This is a genomic window from Microcoleus sp. Pol10D4 (genome assembly GCF_036701555.1).
Taxonomy (GTDB): Bacteria; Cyanobacteriota; Cyanobacteriia; order Cyanobacteriales; family Microcoleaceae; genus Microcoleus.
This window is the reverse complement of record NZ_JAUBRA010000031.1, coordinates 1-21,802: the sequence shown is the minus strand read 5'-3', so window position 1 is coordinate 21,802 and position 21,802 is coordinate 1. Positions and strand designations below refer to the sequence as shown.

Here is a 21,802-nt window from a genome sequence, read left to right as displayed (position 1 = left end):
CCTGTGTCGGTCAAGAGGCCCACTTACCAAGGACTGCCGATTATGCTGAATGCTGCCCAATAATACGGATGCGATAAATCTTTGCTGTCGAGTTTGGGGATGGACGGGGGCAAGGGAGTTTCGCCTCGGGAACTTCGCAGTTGACCGCCTTCGATCGTCACTTTGCCTTCGATCGCAGCGATTTGTGCTTGCCGCATTGCTTCAGCTTTAATGATTGGAGGGTCGTTTGGCCTGCTGATTTTTAACTGCTGGTAAAACTCTGTCATCAAGGCGAGAGTCCCCGCATCGCTGACGTACCACAGGCTGGCGAGGGCTGATTTTGCTCCCGATTGCAGCGCTAAACCTGCAAATCCGAGTTCTGCTTCTTTGTCTCCCAAGGCGGTTCTACAGGCGCTTAATACTAACAGTTCAAGAGGCGGATTGTTCCATTTTAAATCTCTCATTTGATCGAGGCCGAGTTGGGTGTCCCAAAATTGAATGTAGGAATTATTTGGGGTTCCAGGGCGGAATTCTGCATGGGTGGCAAGGTGGATGATTCCGTATTTTTGTTGCAGTCGCTGGGATTGCAAGTTTACTATGGTGAAATCTTCGTTGAGAAAGGATTTACCGGGCCACTGTCGGGCGATCGCGCCGAGTTCAAACGGCACTGCTGGCAGCGGTTCTTTGTTCGCCGTTTCTGCGAAATCTGATGCTCCCATTGCTAGGACTTGCGCGTTTCTGAGGTCAGTGTAATTGCTATCTGTGAGTTTGAAGGCGGGGATGCGGGAGAGGCTGTATTTTTGGATCAGAAATTGCTTTCCGTCGTGCATTGCTGCTAGGGGTACGGTTCGCAAACCTGCGCCGACGCAGAACAGCAAGGTTTCAATTTTTGCTGTTTGCAAATCTGTTTCTAGGGGTGCAACTATCCATTTGTAGAGTTGTTGGGCTGGTTCTAAATAGCTGGTAGTGTTGAGTTTTACCGGGTTGGTGATTTCGCTGCGGAATTCTTGGACTACTGAGAGCAGTTTCTCTTGTTTGGCTTCGGGGATGCTGCGGAGAATGGGCGGGCGATCGGGCAATATTAAGATTAATTCTAGTTGGTCGGTGCGGGGGATAGCGTAAATTAAAGCTGGTTTTTTCTTGGTTTGAACTGCTAGACGGGAGAGAGTTTTTGATATTGCTTCGGTCGTTTTAGCACGGCTTTCAAAGTCTTGTTCAAAGTAGTTTTGATACTCTTCTTCCCAGTTTTCTTCGATTCTGGTTACGGCTTCGGTGAGGTTTCCCCGATCGAGCAAATTTCTCATTTCTTGTCCGTTAAGCCCGCCCTGGTCTGTGTTTTGGGCAATTGTAGCCAGGTTCGCGGTACTCAAGCAGAAAAATATTGCTGTCAAACAGTAAAAAATAGCTTTTTTAATTTTTTTCTGAGTCGTATGTTTTTGGCGTTGCTGCTGGGATTGGTAGTGCATGATTTTGGGGCGGTTAAGGGCGCCGTTGGCGGCAGCAGTTGGCAAAAGTTTGGATGTGGGTGGGAATTTTGACAATCAAGCATCCAGGATACAAGCCCCCGGATTCATTCCTTCGGAGATTCAGGACCCCGAAATAAAAAACCTGTATCCGATGAAACTTGCCCCCCGAATTTATCCGTGAGGTCAATGCTTCAATTCTAAAATCTAAAATCTAAAATCTAAAATCTAAAATCGATTGACTGTGCTGGAAATTGCCGCACCATTATAGCATTCAATACCAACCCCAAATATCTATCGCAGGGTGTGGATACCAGCAGCAAAAGAAGCCCCACGCCAAGAAATCCACCATTTATATAAAGTTTTGTAAATTATACAGAAGTTTTGCATAAACAGGACTTACGCACAAATCCGGTTTCTTCAAGTAAGCCCTGTTTTTTCCATAGCAGCCAGGTACATTTAATCGGCATTACCTATACGGGCGTCTTTGGTTTTTTGCGACACTTCCCCATTTCTTAGTTTTAATAGGGTTTTTTCTTGGTATTAAGTGAGGAATACCCTGCATCGATCGCCGATATATTGAGTTACCTCAGTAGATATATTCTCGGTATTTACTTGTTTTAAAAGAGTTAGGTTTATTCGCGGCGCTAACTTACTTAAAAATATACTGATTAATTGTTTGGACTCGGATATTTTTTTGGTTATTTAGTACAAGCCGCCAAGACTGATTTTTACCTAACATTTTACCTGCAAATCTCCTATTTTTTTAGCATAAGTGGCGACGGTTGCCAAGAGTTGAGCAACATAAATAAAAACACTAATTATTTAGAAAATTTGACGCTATGCGGGCGATCGCTTTTTCCGTCTTTTCTCCTAAATAAGTAAAGCCTTCTTGCTTCTGTTATAGATTGTGTGCGATCGAACTTGGCACGGTGCGTTAGCGAAGCCCTCGAAGAGGATCGCGATCGGATTGCGGAATGTGTCTTAGTATTTCTTCACATATCCTGATTTCGGTCTATGATATATGCCTTATGGCGTATTTGTGTTTAAAGCCCGTTATCGCGTACCGCTGATGAGTCAATCAACCAATCCACCGCTATCCCAACCAGTTTCTCGAAGAACCGCCCTCAAATTCCTCGGAGTCGGTGCCGCAGGCGGGCTGCTGGGCTATTCTCGATTTTCCAAGCCAGAGCCCGCCGTTTTTGTGCAAGATTCTATTGACTTGCCGCGAATGCTGAATCAGCGCAAAACCGTTGCAGTTGTAGGGGCAGGCTTGGCCGGGCTCGCCTGTGCTTACGAACTCAGTCAGCGGGGTTTCGCCGTGACGCTGCTGGACAAATCGCCCCAACTCGGCGGCAAAATTGCTAGTTGGCCGATACAAGTCGGGAACGAAACTTTTATGATGGAACACGGTTTCCACGGTTTTTTTCCGCAATACTACAACCTCAAAAGTGTGGTTGAAGAACTAGAAATTAGCGATAACTTTGTATCTTTAGAATCCTACGCCGTTCTGTTTCGAGACGGCAAATACAAACCCGAAGTTTTCCGTCCCAACCATTCAGCTTTTCCCTGGAATATAGTTGACTTGGGGATATCTTCTCCCAATCGGCTCAAGTGGGGAATCAATCTTACAAAACCCGCTCACTGGCAAGTATTTCGAGAAATAGGCGGTTTTCAAACTCAAAAAACTTTCGATCGCCTCGACAATATATCAGTTGCCGACTGGGTAAAAGGTGAATTTCCGCGCGGGCTTTATGACTTGTATTTTCTGCCTTTTGCTAAGTCCAGCCTCAACGCTCCCGACGAATTGAGCGCGGGAGAATTAATGCAATTCTTCCACTTTTACTTCTTCGGAAATCCAGAGGGTTTGGCATTCAACGGCACGCGGCAAGATATGGGCACGAGTTTGGTGCAACCTATTGCCAGAGCGATTGAAAGCAAAGGTGGCAAAGTATTAGCAGATGTCGCAGTCAGTGAGATACGCTGGGAAAACGGCAAGATTGATTCTCTGAGTTATCAGTCGGGAGACGTGCAGAGTAAAATACCTTTTTGGGTAAAGCGAAACGCCCTGTTAACTGACAGCAACTCTACCGAATATTTCGGTGCTGGTGACAGCGTATTTGCCGCCGCACCGTCGGGAAAAGAGGCAATTTCTCTGAGCTGCACTCACCAAGGCTGCACTGTTCAGAAACAGAACGACGGTCAATTTCACTGTCCTTGTCACGGCGCAGTTTTTGATGCCGAAGGACGAGTTGTGAGTGGGCCTGCTCAGCGGGATTTGCCTCGATTTAAGGTAGTCGATGAAAAAGCAGATGAGGTACAGTTGGTCTCCGCCGCGAAGAAGTCCCAGACGCAGAATTTGGCGGAAACATTGAAGGCTGATTACTATGTTTTTGCTGCCGATGTTCCGGGGATGCAGCATTTATTTAGTTTGGCCAGCGGTGAGGTAAATTCCCAGGTGCAGAAGCGGATCGAGAGTTTGAAAATAGCCGATCCTTTTGCGGTGGGCCGTTTTTGGTTCGATCGCGAATTTCCCTGGGAGCACAGCAATTTCAGTTCGCTTTCCGGCTACAAACTGACTGACAGCATTACACTTTACCACAAAATTCAGGATCAGTTCATCGAGTGGAATCAGAAAACTGGTGGTAGTGTAGTGGAACTGCACGCTTATTGTTACAAGGAGAAGGAATTTCCAAACCAGGAAGTTTTGCTGGCTACTTTTGAGCAAGAATTGTACGAAATTGTACCGGAATTAAAAGAGGCAAATATGCTGCACCGGGAATTGGTAAATCAAAAGAATTTCTCTGGATATCCGCCCGGTAGTTATGCGGAACGCCCGGAGACTTGCTGCGCTGTTCCGAATCTTTTGTTTGCGGGAGATTGGGTGAAAATGCCGTTTCCTTGCGGTTTAATGGAAAGGGCAGTAAGCAGCGGTTTGTTGGCCGCTAATGCTATTTTATATCAAGAGGGTTTGCAGAGGCGATCGCTCTTGACGGTAAATCCCGAAGGCGTGTTAAAAATCTAAGGTTAGCAGGGGGGCGGGTTTTATAAATCGTCAATTATCGGCTGCTATTCTCGGTGAAACCCGCCCCCAGCCATACCATTTTAAATTTTAGATTAAAGAATTGAATAATTGGAAATGACTGATTATATAAGGGTTTGGAGCTTTACTACAGTTGCATCCTTTTTTTAAGATTAGTTACGGTTTGTGGGTGCGGTTTCGCTGAGGAGAAAAGGCAGAGCTTGCGAACCCAAAAAATATCTGCGTTGAGCGGGGTGAATATGCGGTTAAAATATTATTGAATCAGTATAAAGCAATAATAGATGCTGAAGATTAACTGCACAATTCGCAATAAACCTGTAATGTTTGATGCTTTTGCAACAGAATACGATTTCGCCGCCACCTTGCAAAATCAGAACGATTTCTTTACTAAAAACCTATCGACAAGCAAAGGTACAGCATTAGATATTGGATGCGGTTCGGGAATTCTTGCTTTTGAATTGGCCCAGTATTACGATCATGTAGTCGCCGTAGATTTTTCAGCGAAAATGCTGGCTATCGCCCGTCAAAAACGCTCAGCTCCCAATATCGAATATATCCAAATGGATGCCAGTCAATTAACGTTAGAGCGCAAATTTGATTTAATAGTTAGTGCAGACACTTTTCACCACTTGCCCAACCTCCCCGCCGCCCTCTCAGTAATTAAACAATTGTTAAATCGGCACGGAAAAATCGTTTTTTTAGATAATATATCGGAAATCGAAAGACCTGCTACAATAGGCTACATATTAGGTGCAGCGAGAGATTTTAGACCCGACTGTTCCACCTACGGATTTCGCAATGCTTTAAGATTATTAAGATTTAGACTGTCGCCAAGCTGGTTGAAACATTTAGCTAGCGACAGGTATTTGTCAGAACGGCGATTTAAAAATATTTACAGTCGTTGCTTTCCAGGCTGTTATTTTGTAAGATTGGGTTGTTTTATGGGCGTAATTTGGGAACATTTGTAATGCAAAACAACGCGATAAAATCGGTAGCTGCAAGGGGAGAAAAAACTCACATCCGCGAGTTGGGCATTAATCTCGATCGCTGGTATGCGATCGCCCGCAGCACCGAGGTGCAAACTCAGCCGCTAGCTGCGAAAATCTGGAATCGGGCGATCGTACTTTTCCGCGACAGTGCAGGCAAAATCAACGCTTTAGAAGATAGATGTCCGCACCGGCAAGTTAAACTCAGCCACGGTCAAGTTAAAGGCGATTTAATCGAATGTGCTTACCACGGATGGCGCTTAAATGCAAGGGGAGAATGCGCCGAAGTCGATTATTTAGCCGAAAATCAAAAGCTACCTAACTGCAAAATTCGCTCCTATCCAGTCAAGGAACAAAACGGTTTTATCTGGCTGTTTCCCGGCGACGAAACCCAAGCAGGAAAAACTCATTTACTGGATTTGCCCGAGTGGGAACATCTCAATTATATTGCCACTGTTTCAGTCATCGACTGTCAGGCACACTATTCATTTTTAATTGAAAACTTGATGGATATGTACCACGGACACTTGCACGATGATTGGCAAGCTTGGGCAAATCCGGTGTTAGATACTTTAGAAGAAAACGAGCATCAAGTAACTGCTCGCTATCAGGCACAAAGTTATTACAAAATAGATAAAATTTGGTCAATTTCTCAGTTGTTTTTTAAATCTCTGCGCCGACTGCACCCGGAACCGCTGGAGGTGAGCTATGTTTACCCGCACTGGGTTTCAACTTTGGGAAGCGACTTTAAGATTTACTGCTTGGTTTGTCCGGTGAGCGAGACAGCAACTCGTGCTTATTTAATTCACTTTACCTCATTAAATGCGTTTTGGCGGCTGCACAAATTGCCTGTATGGTTTCGCAGGTTTATCAAAGATAGTTGTTTCGGTGCTGCTCAAAAATTATTAGATGGTTTGGTGCGGCAGGATGTGTTAATGATTGAAGAAGAACAGCAGGCTTTTTTGCAGAATTCAGAAAGAAAGAGTTATGAATTAAATCGAGCCTTAGCCAGCGTGCAAAAGTTGATGAGAAGTCAGGCAGAAAATGGATAATTCAGGATCAGATTGAAACCTGCGGCGGGACGAATCAAACCAGCCTGCACAGGCTAAGTTGAGAGTTCGCCTTTCCAAGCTTGAGCATGGTATTCTAGCAACAGGGAAAATTGACTTTCGGGAAGCAATTACCAACCACACCTAACACAGGACTCCAGCATGAACCGTGTCAGCATCAAGGGTGAGGAACACCCCATTAGGAAAATCTTTAGCGATGACTTTATGTTTACCATTCCCCTCTACCAGCGTCCCTATGCTTGGACAAATGAGCAAGCTGGGGAACTGCTGGAAGACCTGCTAACATCATTGGGAGATGGTAACGACACGATTGATCAACTCAACCCGTACTTTCTAGGCAGCATTGTTTTAATCAAATCTGGGCCGCCAGATGCTGAAATTGTAGATGGTCAGCAACGTCTAACAACTCTCACCATACTACTAGCTGCTCTCAGGGAATCATTGCCAACAGAACACGCCAATGAATTGACTACTTATCTATACCAAAAAGGCAGCTTAATTGCGGGTATAGATAATCGTTACCGTCTGACTTTGCGCGAGCGAGATGCACAATTTTTCAAGGAATATATTCAAAATGAAGGTGGTATTAACAAGCTCCAAAAATTGAACAATGCGGAGCTGATGGATACTCAGAAGCTTATTAAAGAAAATGCACATTTATTCTTGCAACGTTTGCAGACTATCGCGGAATCCCACCGTATACGTCTTGCCCAGTTCCTCATTACCCAGTGCTTCTTGGTAGTGGTTTCTACGCCTGACTTTGACTCTGCATATCGGATATTTTCTGTGTTGAACAACAGGGGATTGGATCTCTCCATAACTGATATCTTGAAAGCGGACATAATCGGAAAAATACCCGAAAGCCAACAAGAAAAATATACTAAAAAGTGGGAAGATACCGAGGAGAATCTGGGACGCGAGTTATTCAAAGATTTGTTTTCTCATATTCGCATGATTAAGGAAAAGAAAAAACTTAGCAAGAGTATCCTTAAAGAGTTTCAAGAAAACATCAATCCTGCGGCTGGATCTCAACAATTCATTGATGAAATTTTAGCTCCTTATGCTAAGGCTTTTTCCGAAATTCAAAAATTAACCTATGAAAGCGAGCGGCGTGCCGAGGAAATTAATCAACTATTTAAATGGTTAAACAAAATTGATAATTTTGACTGGATACCGCCTGCGATTCTCTACCTGTCGCGCAACCGTAATAACCAGGATAATTTGGTGCGTTTTTTTACACATTTAGACCGCCTCGCGGCAGGTTTAATGATTGTCCGCGCCAATATCAATGAGCGCATTGAACGTTACAGCAAATTGCTTACTGCTATTGAACAAGAGGAAGATTTATTCAATTCCAATTCACCGCTCCAGTTTACTCCTGAAGAGTCAAACAATATCCTTAGAGTCCTCGATAGTGACCTTTACCTAATTCAAAAAATTCGTCGTTATGTCTTGGTACGCTTAGATGCTGCTCTGTCAGAAGGTGAAGCATCTTACAACTTCTCTAACATTACTGTCGAGCACGTACTTCCCCAAAATCCAGGGCCTAATAGTGAGTGGATGAAGTGGTTTCCTAGTCAGCAAGAGCGCGAGCAATATGTGCATCGTCTTGGCAACTTAGTTTTGCTATCTTGTGCGAAAAACAGTCTGGCACAAAATTATGATTTTGATGTGAAGAAACAGAAGTATTTCACCACTAAGACAGGCGTTTCACCCTTTGCACTTACTACCCAAGTGCTGCGGGAACAGGAATGGACGCCAGAAGTAATCGCTCGACGGCAGAAATAGCTGATTAATGTTCTCAAGAATCTTTGGCGCTTATAGGATAATTGAATTTGATATTAAATCGCTCTTATCTGTCCATCAGCACAAAACCATCCGCGTCCATCTGCGTTCAAAAAAATCTAAATTCCGCCAGCAAAAACTTTACTTTTTAGGTTGCTGCTTCTGGTAAACGCTGATAACTTTATCAGCATAAGTAGCAGTTGCGCCACTTTTACAAGCTGCGGAGTCCCCAGTCATCCACCAGCAAGCGGCGCGGCGTACAGCGGTTAATTCATTGTTGCTGCTAGCTTTGTATTCGTCGCGCAGCAAATCGCCCACGATACAGGTAACAATAGATTTGGCTTTTGTCGCGTCGGCCTCAAATTGTTGGGGTGTTAAATCTTGTTTTGTACAGAATTTTGCCCAGCGGGAAATATTGTTCGGTAAAACTTGCCACTGACTGTACATTCCGTCATTTGCGGCTTGGGGCGGGGCGGCTTGTCGCAGCGCTTCTACGAGGGCGGAAACTTGCGCGTCGGTGACTGCTTGCGCTGTGGCTGGAAGTGCTTGCAATCCGAGGCTAATTATCAGGCTGCCGAATAGTAGATTGGTTTTTGCGATCGATTTAAAATTCATTCACAATCCCCTGTTTGATTTAAAGTTTGTTCCCTCAAACAAGGTTTACTATTTTGTCGCTCGAATGCCTCTGTCTTAAGTATGATTTATTTGCCCACTTAATGCACTGTCATCGCGCTTACGATAGAAATTGTTAATGAATTAGGATAAAATTATGGAAGTACAACCGAGGGAAATTCGACGTTACATCCGACCCGATGGCAGGATTCCTTTTTTAGAGTGGTACTATTCCCTACGAGATGGCAAAGCCCAAGTTAAAGTTGATGCAAGACTTGAGCGAGTTAGTCTCGGCAATCTGGGGGATTATAAGTCAGTCGGAGATGGTGTCTGTGAACTTAGGATTAACTACGGCCCTGGCTACCGGATTTATTTTAGACAAATAGGAGCGACAATTGTGCTTCTGCTCTGTAGTGGGGATAAAAGTACCCAAGAACAAGATATTCTCAAAGCGAAGGAGTATTCGGCAGACTATGAAAGAAATGAAAATGCCTACCAGCGATAGCTACCGCGAGTACCTCATTGAATCTCTCAAAGATGCCCAACACGCTGCTGGTTTTATCGGGGCTATCTTAGAAGAAAAAGACCCTGAACCAGCACTTTTGAGAAATGCCATCAGAAAGGTAATTGAGGCTCGAATCAGGATGAATGCTCTTTCGGAGTCAGCAAAAGAGCATCACGAAAAACTCGACAAGATGCTGACTGAAAGCGGCGGTTCGGAAATTAACTGTTTGGTAGAATTGCTCGAAGCATTAGGATTTAAACTAGAAATTACTGTCGCAGATACTGAGTTGTCGGCTGACTCGAAATCAACGGATTTTGGGGAATCAGAATTATCGCCCGAACCAGTAGTAATTAATCCCAGTTAATGAGTAAATCGCCCCCTCACCCGTTCATCACAAAATCTAACAATCGGTGAGCCATTTCTAGCTTGCTGCAAGAGGCTATTTCTACTTGCTTGCCGGCGGCATTAATTAATATTGCTTGATTGGTATTGCTGCCGAAACCTGCACCTATTCGATCGATCGGGTTTGCGGCAATTACATCAAGTTTCTTCGATCGCAATTTCTCCAAAGCAGGCTTGACAATATCCCCAGTTTGTGCTGCAAAGCCGATTAATTTTTGGTGCGGCTGTTTCAATTTTCCCAACTCTGCCACAATATCCGCTACCGGTGCCAACGGCAAACAATTCGGGAGCGATCGCTTGGGCAATTTCTCACTACTGTACTCAGCCGGTCTCACATCCGCTACCGCCGCCGCCATCACCGTCAAATCCGCATCGTGAAAGCATTGCAGCATCGCCTGCCGCATTTCTTGTGCACTCGCAACTGCGATCGCCCGCACGCCTGAGAGCGGCAATTCGCCAGTTATACTGTGTACCAGCGTCACTGTCGCGCCGCGGTGCTGTGCAGCTTGCGCCAAAGCTATACCCATTTTGCCGCTGGAAGGATTGCCGATAAACCGCACCGGATCGAGGTGTTCCCGCGTTCCTCCCGCACTGATCAACACCCGAAGGCCCGCTAAATCTCGATCGCCCTTCGCATACAACAGCGATTCAATATGAGGCAAAATCTCATAAGGTTCTGCCATCCGGCCGACACCCGCGCGATCGCACGCCAGCATACCCGCCCCCGGATTCGCAGCATGATAGCGCCGATAAGTCAAAACTTCCCGCCAATTCCGCTGCACCGCCGGCTGTTCCCACATATCCGTATTCATCGCCGGTGCCAGCAAAATTGGGCAAGTAGAAGCTAAGACAGTATTAGTCAACAAATTATCAGCAAAACCCCCCGCCAACTTAGCCAAAGTATTAGCTGTCAGGGGAGCAATAATAAAAACTTCCGCCCATTCTCCCAGTTGAATATGCAGGGGGCGCCCGTGACTTGCTTGCCAAAAATCTTTGTCAGTAAAAGCAGGATGGCGGCACAGAGTAGCAAAAGTCAAAGGCGTTACAAACTCCCCAGCCGCATCAGTAAGAATAGCTTTAACTTCCGCTCCAGCTTTTGCTAAAGTTGAAACTACTTCGCAAACTTTGTAAGCCGCAATCCCGCCACTAACGCCGATTAAAATTCGTCTGCCCTTCATGATTTTTGGTAATACAGCAACCTTCGAGGTTATGAGAACTTAATGAATTCCTGAAACCATTGCGGAGAATAGCCCGATCGCATCTCCTCATTCCTTCTTCCTTCTTCCTTCTTCCTTCTTCCTTCTTCCTTCTTCCTTCTTCCTTCTTCCTTCTTCCTTCTTCCTTCAGCCATAAAAAAGAATCAAGAAAGAAATCAAGATAAAAACAGACTAAAATCCCTAATTCATCTGTTTAATCTGCAACAAAATATGCTGCTAACTTCTTCCTCAATTCCGTCGAAAATTTTGAGCTAGATTTTTCAGTCTATGCTTCGTCGTAGGCTTCCATATCCAGAAGGTGGAGATAAGGTTCAACTAGCTCCGGCCGCTGAAAAGCAAGCGATCGCAACAAATGCCAATCATTCAATCCCTCAAAAGGATCTGTATAATCGTCAACTTCCAAACGGACAGCCAATTCTGCCACGTCCTGAGAAGTAAGTACAGCAATATCGCGCGATGCTTTGGTTAAAGTTTTCATTTTTTTCCCCTGCCCGAGACTTCCGCCATACTATATACTAAACCTTTAATCAGATTTCGACACAGTTTCTACAACAAAACTTCGTATTACCTCTATAACTTCCGGCAGAATCTCGTGTCCCATGTTAAATTCTCGATACTGCACCGCAGCTCCCCAAGCCGTCAAACTCTCGCGCGATCGCACAGCAGCACTAACAGGCACAATAGTATCTTGAGTACCGTGCACGATTAAAACAGGTGGCAAAACACTCCCCGCAACTGGTGAAATCTGGTGTAAATAACCGCTCAGACAAATTAAACCAGCTAGGGGCAAAGTCAATCCCACATCTAGAGTCATCGCTCCGCCTTGAGAAAAGCCACTTAAAATCGTGCGAGACAAAGGCACGCCCGTGCTGCTTTCCAAAGACAGCAAAAATTCCCTCAGCAATTGCCGGCTTTCTACCAATCCCTGAGCCTCTTTGGTTTGAAGGTTATACCACGCTTTGCCGCTTGTTACCTGGGGATGGGGAAAGGGGGCATCGGGAAATACAAACTGATAATCCGGCAAATTGAAAAAGGGTGCTAAGGAAGTCAAATCCCGAGCATTAGCGCCCCATCCATGCAAAGCGACCATCAAAGCGACAGGTTTGCGATCCGTTGTGGGCGGTATGCTAATAGATTGTAAAGACATCGTAGTTAATAATTGGTAATCTGGACTTGCTACAATTATAAATTGTCACGACGGGTAAAACCCCAGATATTTGTTTTCGGCAATATTCCACTGGAAATTAGTACGCGCTTGCCAATAACTATAACCGTTGACAGTTAACAGTTAACAGTTAACAGTAGACTGTTGAAAGTAGAGTACGAAATCCGAAACTTTCCCAAGTAAAGTGCACATAGTTCACCTTTTCTAAATAGGAATTAGGGAGCATCTCATATTTGTAAAAACACTTCTTCTGGCTCCTTCCTTCTTCCTCCTTTATTCTGACTCTTTCCTCCTGGCTCCTGCCTCCCAACTCCAATTTCTAGCTTGGCTGCAAAAGTGATATCGTTTCCGGTTGCATCGGAATAATAAAATCGAGTCACCAGTTAACACTCAACCATTGAGTTTTTCCACCCCTCCTTCAACAGTCAACAGTCAACAATTACCTGACGCTGGAACCGGAATTGATATGAGATGCTCCCATCAAGACTCAGCTAAAAGCGAGATTTCTCCCGCTAATTCCAACTGGCACCTACCGCAGGGAAAACATTAGAAATAGATTGCTTAGACTGTTGCCGCACCGGCACCTCAATCCAGAATTCAGTTCCCTCTCCCGGAGCCGATACGCACCTGAGCGAACCTTGATGTTTGTCCACTATTTGATAGCAGATCGACAATCCCAGGCCAGTACCTTTGCCTACAGGCTTGGTAGTAAAAAACGGATCAAACAAACGTTTTTTTACATTCTCAGTCATGCCCGTTCCATTGTCAGCAATTCGCACGCATACACAATTAGAACTTAAAAGTTCAGTGCGAATCCGAATAGTAGGTAAAAATGCAGAATTAGAGGCGTTGTTTTGGAGACTTTTTGGATTTTCTGCATCAGATAAAACATCAATAGCATTACTCAAAACATTCATAAATACCTGATTCAATTGTCCCGCCCAGCACTCCACTAAGGGCAAATTTCCGTATTCTTTGATAATTTTAATGCCAGGAAAATCAGCTTTTGGTTTCAGCCGACTATCCAAAATCATCAAGGTGCTGTCAATGCCTTGGTGAATGTCAACCGACTTCATTTCAGCTTCATCCAAGCGCGAAAAATTCCGCAGAGAAAGCACGATCTGGCTGATCCTTTCAGCTCCCATATTCATAGATTTTAGGATTTTAGGCAAGTCTTCACTGATAAACTCCAAATCAATATCTTTTAGTTTCGCTTGCACTTCTGGCGTTGGGTTCGGATATTGCTGCTGGTATATTTCCACAAGTTCCAGCAAGTCTTGAGTATATGCGCCTGTATGGATAAGGTTGCCAGAGATGAAGTTGACAGGATTGTTAATTTCGTGGGCAACTCCAGCCACCAACTGCCCCAGGCTGGACATTTTTTCAGTTTGGATTAGTTTAAATTGAGCTTCCTGCAAATTTTTTAGTGCTGTTTCTAGTTCAGCGGTGCGCTGTTTTAGTTGAATTGTGCGATCGTACACTTGCTGTTCTACTTTTGAAGTACGTTCTAGAGACATCAACAGGTAAATCGTCAAGCTGCCAGTCATCAATAGCCCGATCGCACAAATTGCCAGCGAACCCTGATGCGTCCTGATACTGTTGTACCCCTTCCCTGGCAAAACTAGCAGCATCCACTGGCGGTCTGCTACGTTAAATAAGCGAGTGCAAGCACTAGGATTTTGACAGATTTTTCCCCGGATATTAGTTAACTCTGGCTTTTCGTGTTTTGGGTTATCTATCAACTGCTTAGCTTGTGAGTCGTAGCGCACCAGAAAGCGTTCTTTCTCTATAGCAGAGTTGTCATAGAGGTAAAAATTAATCTTGTCTAAATTTAGTGATTCTAAAGAGGAATCGACCATACTGGTGATCTGAAACAGACCTGCAATAACTCCCATGAGGTTTTGGCGCCCGTTGACCGAGTTATCTGCAGAAGTTGTGCGGCGGGGTACTGGTAGAAATACTTGCAATCCCGGCTGATTGTTGCTGACTAATCTAATCCGCGCGGAAGCCGCTATTTTCCCGGTATTCACCGATTTCTCTAAAGCTGCTTTGCGATCGGGGCTGGAGGCAACATCAAAACCGATCACTTTGTTATCTTCTTCTAATGCTTCTCTGTAAATAATGGGAAAGTATTCCGATCGCACTTTTGCTTTGACCTGCTTTTTGTCAGGAGTTCGTTCGTAAATTTGAAATGCCGGAAAACCTTCGGCTCGAATTGTCCGTTCATAAGCTGCTTTTTGGGCAGCAGGCACGCGCCGAATCCAGTTAACAGAATGTATAGCAGTATTTCGGGCAAGTGCAGGTTGAGCGAATTGCTTAAAATCTTGTCGGCTAACTTCAGTAGACGCCCTGTAGAATCCTTCAAGTGAGTACAGAAATTCTAAATTTTTATTGATGCTTTGCTGCAATGCCACATTCAGGCGATCGGCTTGCTGATGAAATTCAGCTTGCATTCGTTGGTTTTCCGAATGCCACACAACGGCTGCGGCTGCCAATGACAAACTCGTACCGGTGCAAAGAGTCAGCGCTGCTGGAATGTAACGACGGTGCGACAGTAAACTTTCGGTCAGCGAATTAAACCAATTGCTCGCAACATTCATATTTCCACACCTTCTGCTAGCGGAGTGCAATTGTTTAAAGACTTGTGAAGTTCATTGATAGCACGATCGACAGCGCACAAACGAGATTGTCTAAAAACTTATGATCGCAGCAATAGAACTTACCTTGAGAAACCCAATTTCTACGAAAATATTGGTGTGGTAACGATAAATCTGGGGAGAAACCGGGTTTCTTAGGAATAGTGCATCCACGACTGAGGATTGCCACCAATTGTAACTAAGTTTGACACTCCCCCGACGCTCAGTACGGGGGATTCTAAGCCGATACTTCGGGACGGGTTGAAACACCGTCCCGAAGTGTCTTCTTAGCTGACCAGAGTTTAATCCTCTGGGGTGCTGTCAAAGGCACCCTACCAACTCCGCTTAGATTAAATCCAAGCATCGTCGCTACTTTTCTCAATATATTTCCTGCGCCATTGCAATCAGCATTAATGTACCAATTGAGGGCAGTTCTGTATAAACCGCGCTTCACTCGCTTTCCTGATGGCTTCCAGTTGTCGGGTTTTTCACCATATTGAGGAAGATAATCACCATCAACGAACGAAGTTTTGGAAGTGTACGACTCTTCTGTTTCTACGAATTGAATTTCATATTGTTCGCACAACTGGGCAATTCGCTCCTTGAGTCGGGCTGTAGGAACTTGCACCCACTTCTGATTGTTTTTGGAGCCAAGGTTGGATTCTTGTTTCTGACCCTGATTCCAACCAAAAACGATGGTTCCCATATTATTGTTTAGGCAGTGATTAATCACTATCCTTGCTGCCTTATTAACAGCATCTCGCATTTGACGGTTTCTACGTTCTGTTAGATGTGCCAACTTTTTAGACCAAAATCCTTGAGGCTTGCCATCTTTGAGCGTGGAAACTTTTTTTGTTGTACCAACGATTCAATGACTTAATGTGTTTTCCATCAACAATGAAACTTGTTCCTGTGGTGGAAACACAAGTCAACCAGTTGTCCATGCCAGGGTCAACTCCCAAGGCATTATTAGGATTGAGCTTTGTTTCTACAACATCTAGTTTGTAGACAAACTCTGCCCAGAAGCATTGATTTCTGGGAAGTATCCGCAGTTCCCGAATCTCCTTGAAATTCAGGTTGTTGGGCATGGGAATAGTGAATGAGTCAATCCCAAACCATGTCTTGACTTTACTTCCTAGAGGAATCCTGATATTGCCATTTATCAGCTTTAAGGCTTGCTTAGGGTAGGTGACAACATTTAGCCCACCTTTCCGGTATTTCGGAGGTCTGGGTTGAGCCTCCAATTCCCCTTTTCTAAACAGCTTATTAAGAGCCTTAAAGGATTTGAAGGATTCAAATACGCTGTGGCAAGTTTGCTGCGCCGCCTGAGAATACATGGCTTGAAAGTGCCTATTCCTTTTCAACTCTTGGTCTAACTCTGCTTTTGTGGCATAGCGATGCGCCTTAAAGTATACTTGCCGTGCATAATACACGGCACAATTAAAAACCTTATTTGATTCACTACAAATATACTCAATTATTGCTTGAGTATCTCGATCTGTATGAATCAAAACTTGCTGACATCCGAACAATATAATCACATCCCTTGATATTAGTCATTGTACCATAATAAAAGACAAGAATGCGGGATAAATCCCGCTGTCTTTACGACTCGTTCGGTTTCATCCCCCGACGCTCAGTACGGCGGCTTTCACCATCGCTTTCCTGTAACGAAGCGAGTTAAAATCTGGGCGCTCCCCAAGTTACTTCCCCGGAAGAACCGGGGAAGGAGAAAAAGCCTTGATCTGGTGGGGCGGGTAATCAATACCCGCCCTACACAGCTAACTTAAATGTGGAACAGCTTACAAAACAGTCCCTATTTCCTTCAAATAAACCCGTGTAAACGGTTCATCATCCCCCAGAGTATACTGTTCGATCAATCCCTGGCGGCGAATAGAAATACTATTTCCTTCCCTCATCACAACAGTATCGTCATCAGTGCTTTCTCTGACCAACATCATCTCAGTTTCCCCTGGATTGTCCAGCACCACCATATTGCTGCCCCGATAAAACATTCCCTCAGCTTCCAAAATATCTTCGGGATATTCAGCAATTAACAAATCGAGCTTGGGATTCCGCAGCAAACTTTGCAAGTTGAGATGGTAATTCTTATTCAAAACTTTTTCAGAACGGTTAACAAAAAGTCCACCGCGACAAACAGCACCGATTGTCCAATCGGGATGCTGCAACAGAACATGATCGATGGTTTCTTGTAGGTCATGTACCGAAATTCTGTTGAAAGTAATAATTGGAATTCTGGCTGACTTTCCCGATTCAAAGAAAGTTTCGATAATATGCGAAGGCACATCAACTCCTTCGCCGACAGCGGGGTTGAGGTGCATGAAAATTCCCGGCGCGGCATTGATCTCGATAATCCCAAAATTGCCTGTTTTCCAAGATTTGGCGAGAGTTTCTGTTACCACATCAATGCCCAAACAAGTTAACCGAAAATGTAGGGCGATATCTTGAGCCAAAACAATGTTATCCGGGTGAATATTGCGGGTAGCGTCGATGCTGACGCCGCCTGCAGAAAGATTAGCAACTTTGCGTAGAGACACAGTGCGATCGCGACTTAGCACACTATCCAATGACAGCCCTTGTTCTTCCAGATACATTTCCATCGCTTCGTCGGACTGAATTTTGCTCATCGCCGAAGTTGGCGTATCCAAACGTTCTGGTTTGCGGTTTTCACGGCGGATCAATTCGCGAATTGTTGAGTCGCCATCACCTGTTACCGAAGCGGGCCGGCGTTCAGTTGCAGAAACAAATTTGCCGTCAACGCATAGCAGCCTAAAATCCGATCCTTTGATGCTGTTTTCCACAATTACTCGCACCGGGTCTGTTTCGGGAATGGCCTTAACTGCTCTTTTAAAAGCTGCCTGCAATTCCTCACCATCTCGGACATCTGCGGTTACGCCAATTCCTTTATGACCGACTACTGGTTTGATAGCAACTGGGTAGCCAATTTCTCTAGCAACTGCCAGAGCTCCGTTTTCTGTGGAGACGATATCGCCTTTGGGAACAGGAAATCCTAATGTAGCGAGAAAAGCTTTACAATCGTCTTTGCGCGTGGTAAAATCTGAGTCTAAGTGGCTATCACAATCAAAGGTAGTTGCAGAGCCGCGAACCAGTTTTTTGCCGTACCCATATTGCATTAGTCCTTCATCCCACAAATAAAATGCGGGAATGCCTTTTTGGGATGCCGATCGCATTAACGAATAAACTGTCGGGCCTCCGTAAACTGACTGCCGGAACATATTTTGCAGCGCGCCCATTTGTGCTTCCAAGGGAAAGTCTTGATTTTGATTGATGGCTTCAAACCAATCCCAAACTGCGTAAACTACTGCTCTGGCGGTGCGGGCGTGAAGTGCTTCTATGCTGATTCTGTTAAAATGAGAAAACGGCTTGATGTTCCAGTGTTGGAAGTGCAAACCCATGTCGAGTTTTGCTACTTCTGAGGCGGTACGACCGAACAGTTGGGCATGGTTAGAGAAATTTTCGTGCAGGAGTTGCGGGTAGCGATCGCTAATAATTTCGTGGTAATGTGCGATCGGCAAAGGTTCGCTCGCGCCCGTTACCGCTAAATCAAAAACTAAAGCCGCGGTGTCTAAATAAGGGTTGGGCCCGATATAGTGTTTGAAGTTAAAAACATCAAAAATATCGGTTTTTCGAGCATTGACGCGGGATATTTCAGTGGTTTTTTCTTGCAGCATTTTCTAACCTCCTTTGAGCTAATTTTATACCGTAACTTTATAGTCGCTGCATGGGATACTACCTGCGGGCATAGATATTCCAGCAGTGAGATAAATACTCCGACCAATTCTGCCTTCAGTATTGCCCGAAAGGGGGAGTGGGAGAGTGGGGGAGATGGTGAGAGTGGGAAAATATTCCTTCTTCCTTCAACATCTGACTAAGCATTGATGACTAAGCATTGATGACTAAGTATTGATAACTAAGCACTTATGACTAATTACTACTTCCTTCCCCCCTCCCGACAAAAGCTATAACTTTTGAGAGGTACACTCTGTACTTATAATTGTTTATGACAGTGAAAGAAAATTTAAGAGGCAGCAAATTATGAAAATCGCACAAACTGCTCTCAGGGAAAAAGTTCACCACTTAGCTGAGGAAGCCTTTCACCGGAAGCTAATTTCTGGCTACGGCGATGGTCAAAACAGCAACGAATATCAGATTGTCTGGAACGGCAAACCCAGGCACCTCCCTTTAGAACGGGCGAGTACCATATTGAGCAATTTGATCGAGCGATCGCACTAACGGGCGATCGGACTAATTGAGGACTTACGCTCATCAATCCGATTTCTACGAGCAATCAGAGGAGGATTAGCGAAGAATCGGATCAGAAACCGGATTGATCACCGCGCGCGCGTGGGCCCTGTAATTTAAGCTCATTTCTTGACCCCTCCTATCTCCTGTTAGGGGGGGTAAGTTTGTTTTCTCCATCATCGAGGATGAGTTAAATAGATAGTCCTAGACGCAGAAACCGGTATTTTTTACCAGTCGCGGACGCAAAAGCTCTCTCAAAAACGGGGGTTTCTCAGTTAAGGTTTTCCGCTCACACGCAGAATTTTCGTTCCTATTTCCGGTTTCTTTAATCTAGTGCCTCCAGGACTGTTTACAAAACCATCGTTACAGCCCTGCGCCAGAGTAAAAAAACACCAGAACGCTATAGCTGTATGCGCCCTGGAGGGGTAGAAGTCTGAGATGTTTTTGGTATCTAGATATACCTTTTGGCCGTTTTCGGAAAAAAGAAGTTTGTGTTTTAGTGAAATTATTAATAAATTAACAGTGGAGATAATATGGCGAGCAACGCAATTCAGGGGAAGTTGCTAATTATTGGTGGTGCCGAAGACAAAGAGGGGGACTGCAAAATTCTGCGGGAATTCTTGCGCTGCGCCGGAGGCACTAAAGCCCACATTGTTGTCATGACGGCTGCGACAAGCCTGCCGGGAGAAGTGGGAGATAATTACATCCGAGTGTTTGAGCGGCTTGGCGCTGAAGATGTGCGAGTTGTTGACACCCAGAGACCCGAAGAGGCCCGCAATCCAGAGTATTTAGAAGCGATCGAACAAGCGACAGGCATATTCTTTACCGGCGGAGATCAATCACGGATTATTAGCTGCTTGAAAGACACCAAACTCGACGCAGCAATGCACAAACGCTTCTCTGAAGGGATTATCATTGGGGGCACAAGTGCCGGCGCGGCCATGATGCCAGACATGATGATTATTGAAGGAGACTCGGAGACAAATCCCCGCGTTGATGTGGTAGCAATGGGCCCCGGAATGGGTTTCCTTCCAGGAGTTGTCATCGACCAGCATTTCGCCCAGCGAGGTCGTCTGGGACGCTTAGTTTCGGCACTCTTGCTGCAACCTGCCGTGTTGGGATTTGGTATTGACGAAAATACAGCTATTTTAGTCCACGGTGACGAGTTGGAAGTCATTGGCGAAAACGCTGTAACTGTCATCGACGAGTCGGAAAAACTCCACGACAATATAGATGGACTGTTGAAGGATGAGGCTTTAGCGATTTGCGGCGCCAAGTTGCACATCCTCCCCCACGGATACCGGTTTAACTTGAAAACTCGCCAGCCGGTGCTGCATAACGTAGCAACTACAGCACAGACAGAAAGGGCGATCGCCTAATTTACTTGCAACTGGCAAACCTCTTAAAATTATGTAAGGTGAGCACTACACACCTTATCCATTTTACCAAGTAGGATGCTTAAAAACCCAGTTTCTGTATCCAAAAATAATAAAAAGAAGAGGATTTTACCTCTTCTTTTATTGCTACGGTTTCGGTTTTTTTAAGCACTTTTCTGTTCGCCAAAACTCGACTGCTGCCCTTCTTCAGTCGATATTAAATTCCACCCTTGAGTTCTCAGCTTCTGAAATGTTGCCCATCCATTAGAACCACCCGGTTCCCGGTAGTCGGCTACAGCCCACTGCGGAAAAGCTGTATAAGGCCGCCACGCCTGACGGGCATCGGTACGCAAGTGCAATATCTTTTCTCCATTGCCTCCGAGTCTGGGCAACCAACACATTTGTTTTAGCATTTTTAACACTCCAGAGTTTTACAGTAACGGTAATTCGCCAACATCCCACATTAAACTTTTAGAGCCTTAGAGCCACTGCTCGGAATATCTAACGGGTAAGAGGGACGAATGAGATTTTCACCAATTACCAATTACTGAGGTAGCAGCAGTCGTTAAAGCTGATGAAAGGTTCTACAAAGTTTGCCAGTCACAAACTATAAAACAAGTGCTGCCAAGACATAAGCAAAGATAATCATTGCTATTCTCGGCTCAAGCTTGGCTTAAAGTCAGGGGAAAAACCAGTAGAATAAAGGATTCATGTTTCTGGTTTCCCTTGCCTTATAATTACACGTCGATCCTCGCTCTTTCCGCATAAAATGACATCTTTCTACGGTATTACCCCTGTAGGCTAAAAAATGTTTCTTTAGTTACAAATGTTAAATGTTCACCACGATTTATTTAGTTATCAAAAGTTAAATTACTTTTCATACAATACTTCGGACAGTTTTGAATACCCAACCGTAGAATAAGGGTTTCAAGGCTCCAAGGCAAGTTCGCTACCAACGGAAAATCTAGGGTTTCAGACTACGAACTCAAAACAGTCTGGACTAAGTAGTCAGACACAATTAATTACACAAATACATAGTAGAATGATATTTCCGGCAAAATTATGAGTTAATTACACTTTCATATGATGTTTATCAGAGAAATAAACCATCTTTCGTCTAAATTGTTACAGCGAATTTATCGCCAAAGCCGACATCATCAGGTACGTCAACGAGCACATTGCCTCATATTAGCTTCGCAAGGAGTAAAAAAAGGAGAGTTAATGAATATTTTCAGCATAAGTTATAAGACCCTCTATAACTGGTTCAATCGGTGGGAAT

21 protein-coding genes are annotated in these 21,802 nt (G+C 44.7%); 9 read left to right on the top strand and 12 right to left on the bottom strand.

What is annotated here, in order from left to right; translation table 11 throughout:
* Positions 1–23 precede the first annotated feature (23 nt).
* Positions 24–1,490, bottom strand: coding sequence for a CHAT domain-containing protein (locus tag QUA36_RS16730; protein WP_333458444.1), 1,467 nt, complete (start codon positions 1,488–1,490; stop codon positions 24–26).
* A 976-nt stretch (positions 1,491–2,466) separates the two neighbouring features.
* Here QUA36_RS16730 and QUA36_RS16725 point away from each other — a divergent pair.
* The 4 genes from QUA36_RS16725 (at position 2,467) to QUA36_RS16710 (ending at position 8,329) form a co-directional block, all read left to right on the top strand.
* Positions 2,467–4,467 carry an FAD-dependent oxidoreductase gene (locus QUA36_RS16725; RefSeq protein WP_445301441.1) on the top strand — a complete coding sequence of 667 codons (2,001 nt, stop codon included), beginning with the start codon at positions 2,467–2,469 and terminating at the stop codon, positions 4,465–4,467.
* 299 nt (positions 4,468–4,766) lie between these two features.
* On the top strand, positions 4,767–5,453 hold the full coding sequence (locus QUA36_RS16720) for a class I SAM-dependent methyltransferase (protein ID WP_333168428.1): 687 nt from the start codon (positions 4,767–4,769) through the stop codon (positions 5,451–5,453).
* Positions 5,453–6,523 (top strand): aromatic ring-hydroxylating dioxygenase subunit alpha, encoded by a 1,071-nt coding sequence (locus tag QUA36_RS16715; RefSeq protein ID WP_333458443.1) that lies wholly within the window; start codon positions 5,453–5,455, stop codon positions 6,521–6,523. Before QUA36_RS16720 ends, QUA36_RS16715 begins: the two co-directional genes overlap by 1 nt.
* A gap of 159 nt (positions 6,524–6,682) precedes the next feature.
* Positions 6,683–8,329: a DUF262 domain-containing HNH endonuclease family protein gene (locus tag QUA36_RS16710; protein ID WP_333458442.1), complete on the top strand. Its 1,647-nt coding sequence runs from the start codon at positions 6,683–6,685 to the stop codon at positions 8,327–8,329.
* A 138-nt stretch (positions 8,330–8,467) separates the two neighbouring features.
* On the opposite strand, the gene QUA36_RS16705 is transcribed toward QUA36_RS16710, so the two are convergent.
* Positions 8,468–8,941: a hypothetical protein gene (locus QUA36_RS16705; protein WP_333168793.1), complete on the bottom strand. Its 474-nt coding sequence runs from the start codon at positions 8,939–8,941 to the stop codon at positions 8,468–8,470.
* Between the two features lie 154 nt (positions 8,942–9,095).
* Between QUA36_RS16705 and QUA36_RS16700 the strand changes: the two genes are divergently transcribed.
* Together QUA36_RS16700 and QUA36_RS16695 are read left to right on the top strand one after the other, a co-directional pair.
* Positions 9,096–9,443, top strand: coding sequence for a type II toxin-antitoxin system RelE/ParE family toxin (locus QUA36_RS16700; RefSeq protein ID WP_332983946.1), 348 nt, complete (start codon positions 9,096–9,098; stop codon positions 9,441–9,443).
* A complete protein-coding gene (locus tag QUA36_RS16695) occupies positions 9,427–9,807 on the top strand; it encodes a transcriptional regulator (protein ID WP_333458441.1) in 381 nt (126 codons plus the stop codon). The genes QUA36_RS16700 and QUA36_RS16695 overlap by 17 nt, the downstream gene beginning before the upstream one ends.
* 16 nt (positions 9,808–9,823) lie before the next feature.
* On the opposite strand, the gene coaBC is transcribed toward QUA36_RS16695, so the two are convergent.
* The 9 genes from coaBC to QUA36_RS16650 form a co-directional block, all read right to left on the bottom strand.
* On the bottom strand, positions 9,824–11,023 hold the full coding sequence (coaBC, locus tag QUA36_RS16690; RefSeq protein ID WP_333458440.1) for a bifunctional phosphopantothenoylcysteine decarboxylase/phosphopantothenate--cysteine ligase CoaBC: 1,200 nt from the start codon (positions 11,021–11,023) through the stop codon (positions 9,824–9,826).
* Between the two features lie 29 nt (positions 11,024–11,052).
* Entirely contained in the window at positions 11,053–11,196 is a 144-nt protein-coding gene (locus QUA36_RS16685; protein ID WP_333458439.1) for a hypothetical protein, read from the bottom strand.
* A 131-nt stretch (positions 11,197–11,327) separates the two neighbouring features.
* The gene (gene isiD / locus QUA36_RS16680; protein ID WP_006632739.1) at positions 11,328–11,540 is read right to left on the bottom strand and encodes a protein IsiD; all 213 of its coding nucleotides are present in this window, start codon (positions 11,538–11,540) and stop codon (positions 11,328–11,330) included.
* Between the two features lie 45 nt (positions 11,541–11,585).
* On the bottom strand, positions 11,586–12,209 hold the full coding sequence (locus QUA36_RS16675) for an alpha/beta hydrolase (protein WP_333160664.1): 624 nt from the start codon (positions 12,207–12,209) through the stop codon (positions 11,586–11,588).
* A 245-nt stretch (positions 12,210–12,454) separates the two neighbouring features.
* Positions 12,455–12,607 carry a hypothetical protein gene (locus QUA36_RS16670; RefSeq protein ID WP_333458438.1) on the bottom strand — a complete coding sequence of 51 codons (153 nt, stop codon included), beginning with the start codon at positions 12,605–12,607 and terminating at the stop codon, positions 12,455–12,457.
* Between the two features lie 132 nt (positions 12,608–12,739).
* Positions 12,740–14,827 carry a CHASE domain-containing protein gene (locus QUA36_RS16665; protein ID WP_333458437.1) on the bottom strand — a complete coding sequence of 696 codons (2,088 nt, stop codon included), beginning with the start codon at positions 14,825–14,827 and terminating at the stop codon, positions 12,740–12,742.
* 274 nt (positions 14,828–15,101) lie between these two features.
* Positions 15,102–15,629: an IS200/IS605 family accessory protein TnpB-related protein gene (locus QUA36_RS16660; protein WP_333458463.1), complete on the bottom strand. Its 528-nt coding sequence runs from the start codon at positions 15,627–15,629 to the stop codon at positions 15,102–15,104.
* 37 nt (positions 15,630–15,666) lie between these two features.
* A complete protein-coding gene (locus QUA36_RS16655; RefSeq protein WP_333458436.1) occupies positions 15,667–16,404 on the bottom strand; it encodes a transposase in 738 nt (245 codons plus the stop codon).
* Positions 16,405–16,665: 261 nt separating this feature from the next.
* A complete protein-coding gene (locus tag QUA36_RS16650) occupies positions 16,666–18,576 on the bottom strand; it encodes an ATP-binding protein (protein ID WP_333160658.1) in 1,911 nt (636 codons plus the stop codon).
* 364 nt (positions 18,577–18,940) lie between these two features.
* Between QUA36_RS16650 and QUA36_RS16645 the strand changes: the two genes are divergently transcribed.
* Together QUA36_RS16645 and QUA36_RS16640 are read left to right on the top strand one after the other, a co-directional pair.
* The gene (locus tag QUA36_RS16645; RefSeq protein ID WP_015175364.1) at positions 18,941–19,138 is read left to right on the top strand and encodes a hypothetical protein; all 198 of its coding nucleotides are present in this window, start codon (positions 18,941–18,943) and stop codon (positions 19,136–19,138) included.
* A gap of 542 nt (positions 19,139–19,680) precedes the next feature.
* The gene (locus QUA36_RS16640; protein WP_333160656.1) at positions 19,681–20,526 is read left to right on the top strand and encodes a cyanophycinase; all 846 of its coding nucleotides are present in this window, start codon (positions 19,681–19,683) and stop codon (positions 20,524–20,526) included.
* Between the two features lie 161 nt (positions 20,527–20,687).
* Here QUA36_RS16640 and QUA36_RS16635 read toward each other — a convergent pair whose 3' ends face one another.
* A complete protein-coding gene (locus QUA36_RS16635; protein WP_333160654.1) occupies positions 20,688–20,936 on the bottom strand; it encodes a hypothetical protein in 249 nt (82 codons plus the stop codon).
* Positions 20,937–21,606: 670 nt separating this feature from the next.
* On the opposite strand from QUA36_RS16635, the gene QUA36_RS31380 reads away from it, so the two are divergent.
* The coding region (locus QUA36_RS31380) for a helix-turn-helix domain-containing protein (RefSeq protein WP_445301440.1) at positions 21,607–21,802 on the top strand (196 nt) is incomplete at its 3' end.

Excerpts from the sequence above, each read along its gene's own strand:
- QUA36_RS16725 (WP_445301441.1), top strand. The coding sequence starts at position 2,467 with ATGCCTTATGGCGTATTTGTGTTTAAAGCCCGTTATCGCGTACCGCTG.
- QUA36_RS16720 (WP_333168428.1), top strand. The coding sequence starts at position 4,767 with ATGCTGAAGATTAACTGCACAATTCGCAATAAACCTGTAATGTTTGAT.
- QUA36_RS16715 (WP_333458443.1), top strand. The coding sequence starts at position 5,453 with ATGCAAAACAACGCGATAAAATCGGTAGCTGCAAGGGGAGAAAAAACT.
- QUA36_RS16710 (WP_333458442.1), top strand. The coding sequence starts at position 6,683 with ATGAACCGTGTCAGCATCAAGGGTGAGGAACACCCCATTAGGAAAATC.
- QUA36_RS16705 (WP_333168793.1), bottom strand. The coding sequence starts at position 8,941 with ATGAATTTTAAATCGATCGCAAAAACCAATCTACTATTCGGCAGCCTG.
- QUA36_RS16700 (WP_332983946.1), top strand. The coding sequence starts at position 9,096 with ATGGAAGTACAACCGAGGGAAATTCGACGTTACATCCGACCCGATGGC.
- QUA36_RS16695 (WP_333458441.1), top strand. The coding sequence starts at position 9,427 with ATGCCTACCAGCGATAGCTACCGCGAGTACCTCATTGAATCTCTCAAA.
- coaBC (WP_333458440.1), bottom strand. The coding sequence starts at position 11,023 with ATGAAGGGCAGACGAATTTTAATCGGCGTTAGTGGCGGGATTGCGGCT.
- QUA36_RS16685 (WP_333458439.1), bottom strand. The coding sequence starts at position 11,196 with ATGGCTGAAGGAAGAAGGAAGAAGGAAGAAGGAAGAAGGAAGAAGGAA.
- isiD (WP_006632739.1), bottom strand. The coding sequence starts at position 11,540 with ATGAAAACTTTAACCAAAGCATCGCGCGATATTGCTGTACTTACTTCT.
- QUA36_RS16675 (WP_333160664.1), bottom strand. The coding sequence starts at position 12,209 with ATGTCTTTACAATCTATTAGCATACCGCCCACAACGGATCGCAAACCT.
- QUA36_RS16665 (WP_333458437.1), bottom strand. The coding sequence starts at position 14,827 with ATGAATGTTGCGAGCAATTGGTTTAATTCGCTGACCGAAAGTTTACTG.
- QUA36_RS16660 (WP_333458463.1), bottom strand. The coding sequence starts at position 15,629 with ATGCGAGATGCTGTTAATAAGGCAGCAAGGATAGTGATTAATCACTGC.
- QUA36_RS16650 (WP_333160658.1), bottom strand. The coding sequence starts at position 18,576 with ATGCTGCAAGAAAAAACCACTGAAATATCCCGCGTCAATGCTCGAAAA.
- QUA36_RS16645 (WP_015175364.1), top strand. The coding sequence starts at position 18,941 with ATGAAAATCGCACAAACTGCTCTCAGGGAAAAAGTTCACCACTTAGCT.
- QUA36_RS16640 (WP_333160656.1), top strand. The coding sequence starts at position 19,681 with ATGGCGAGCAACGCAATTCAGGGGAAGTTGCTAATTATTGGTGGTGCC.
- QUA36_RS16635 (WP_333160654.1), bottom strand. The coding sequence starts at position 20,936 with ATGCTAAAACAAATGTGTTGGTTGCCCAGACTCGGAGGCAATGGAGAA.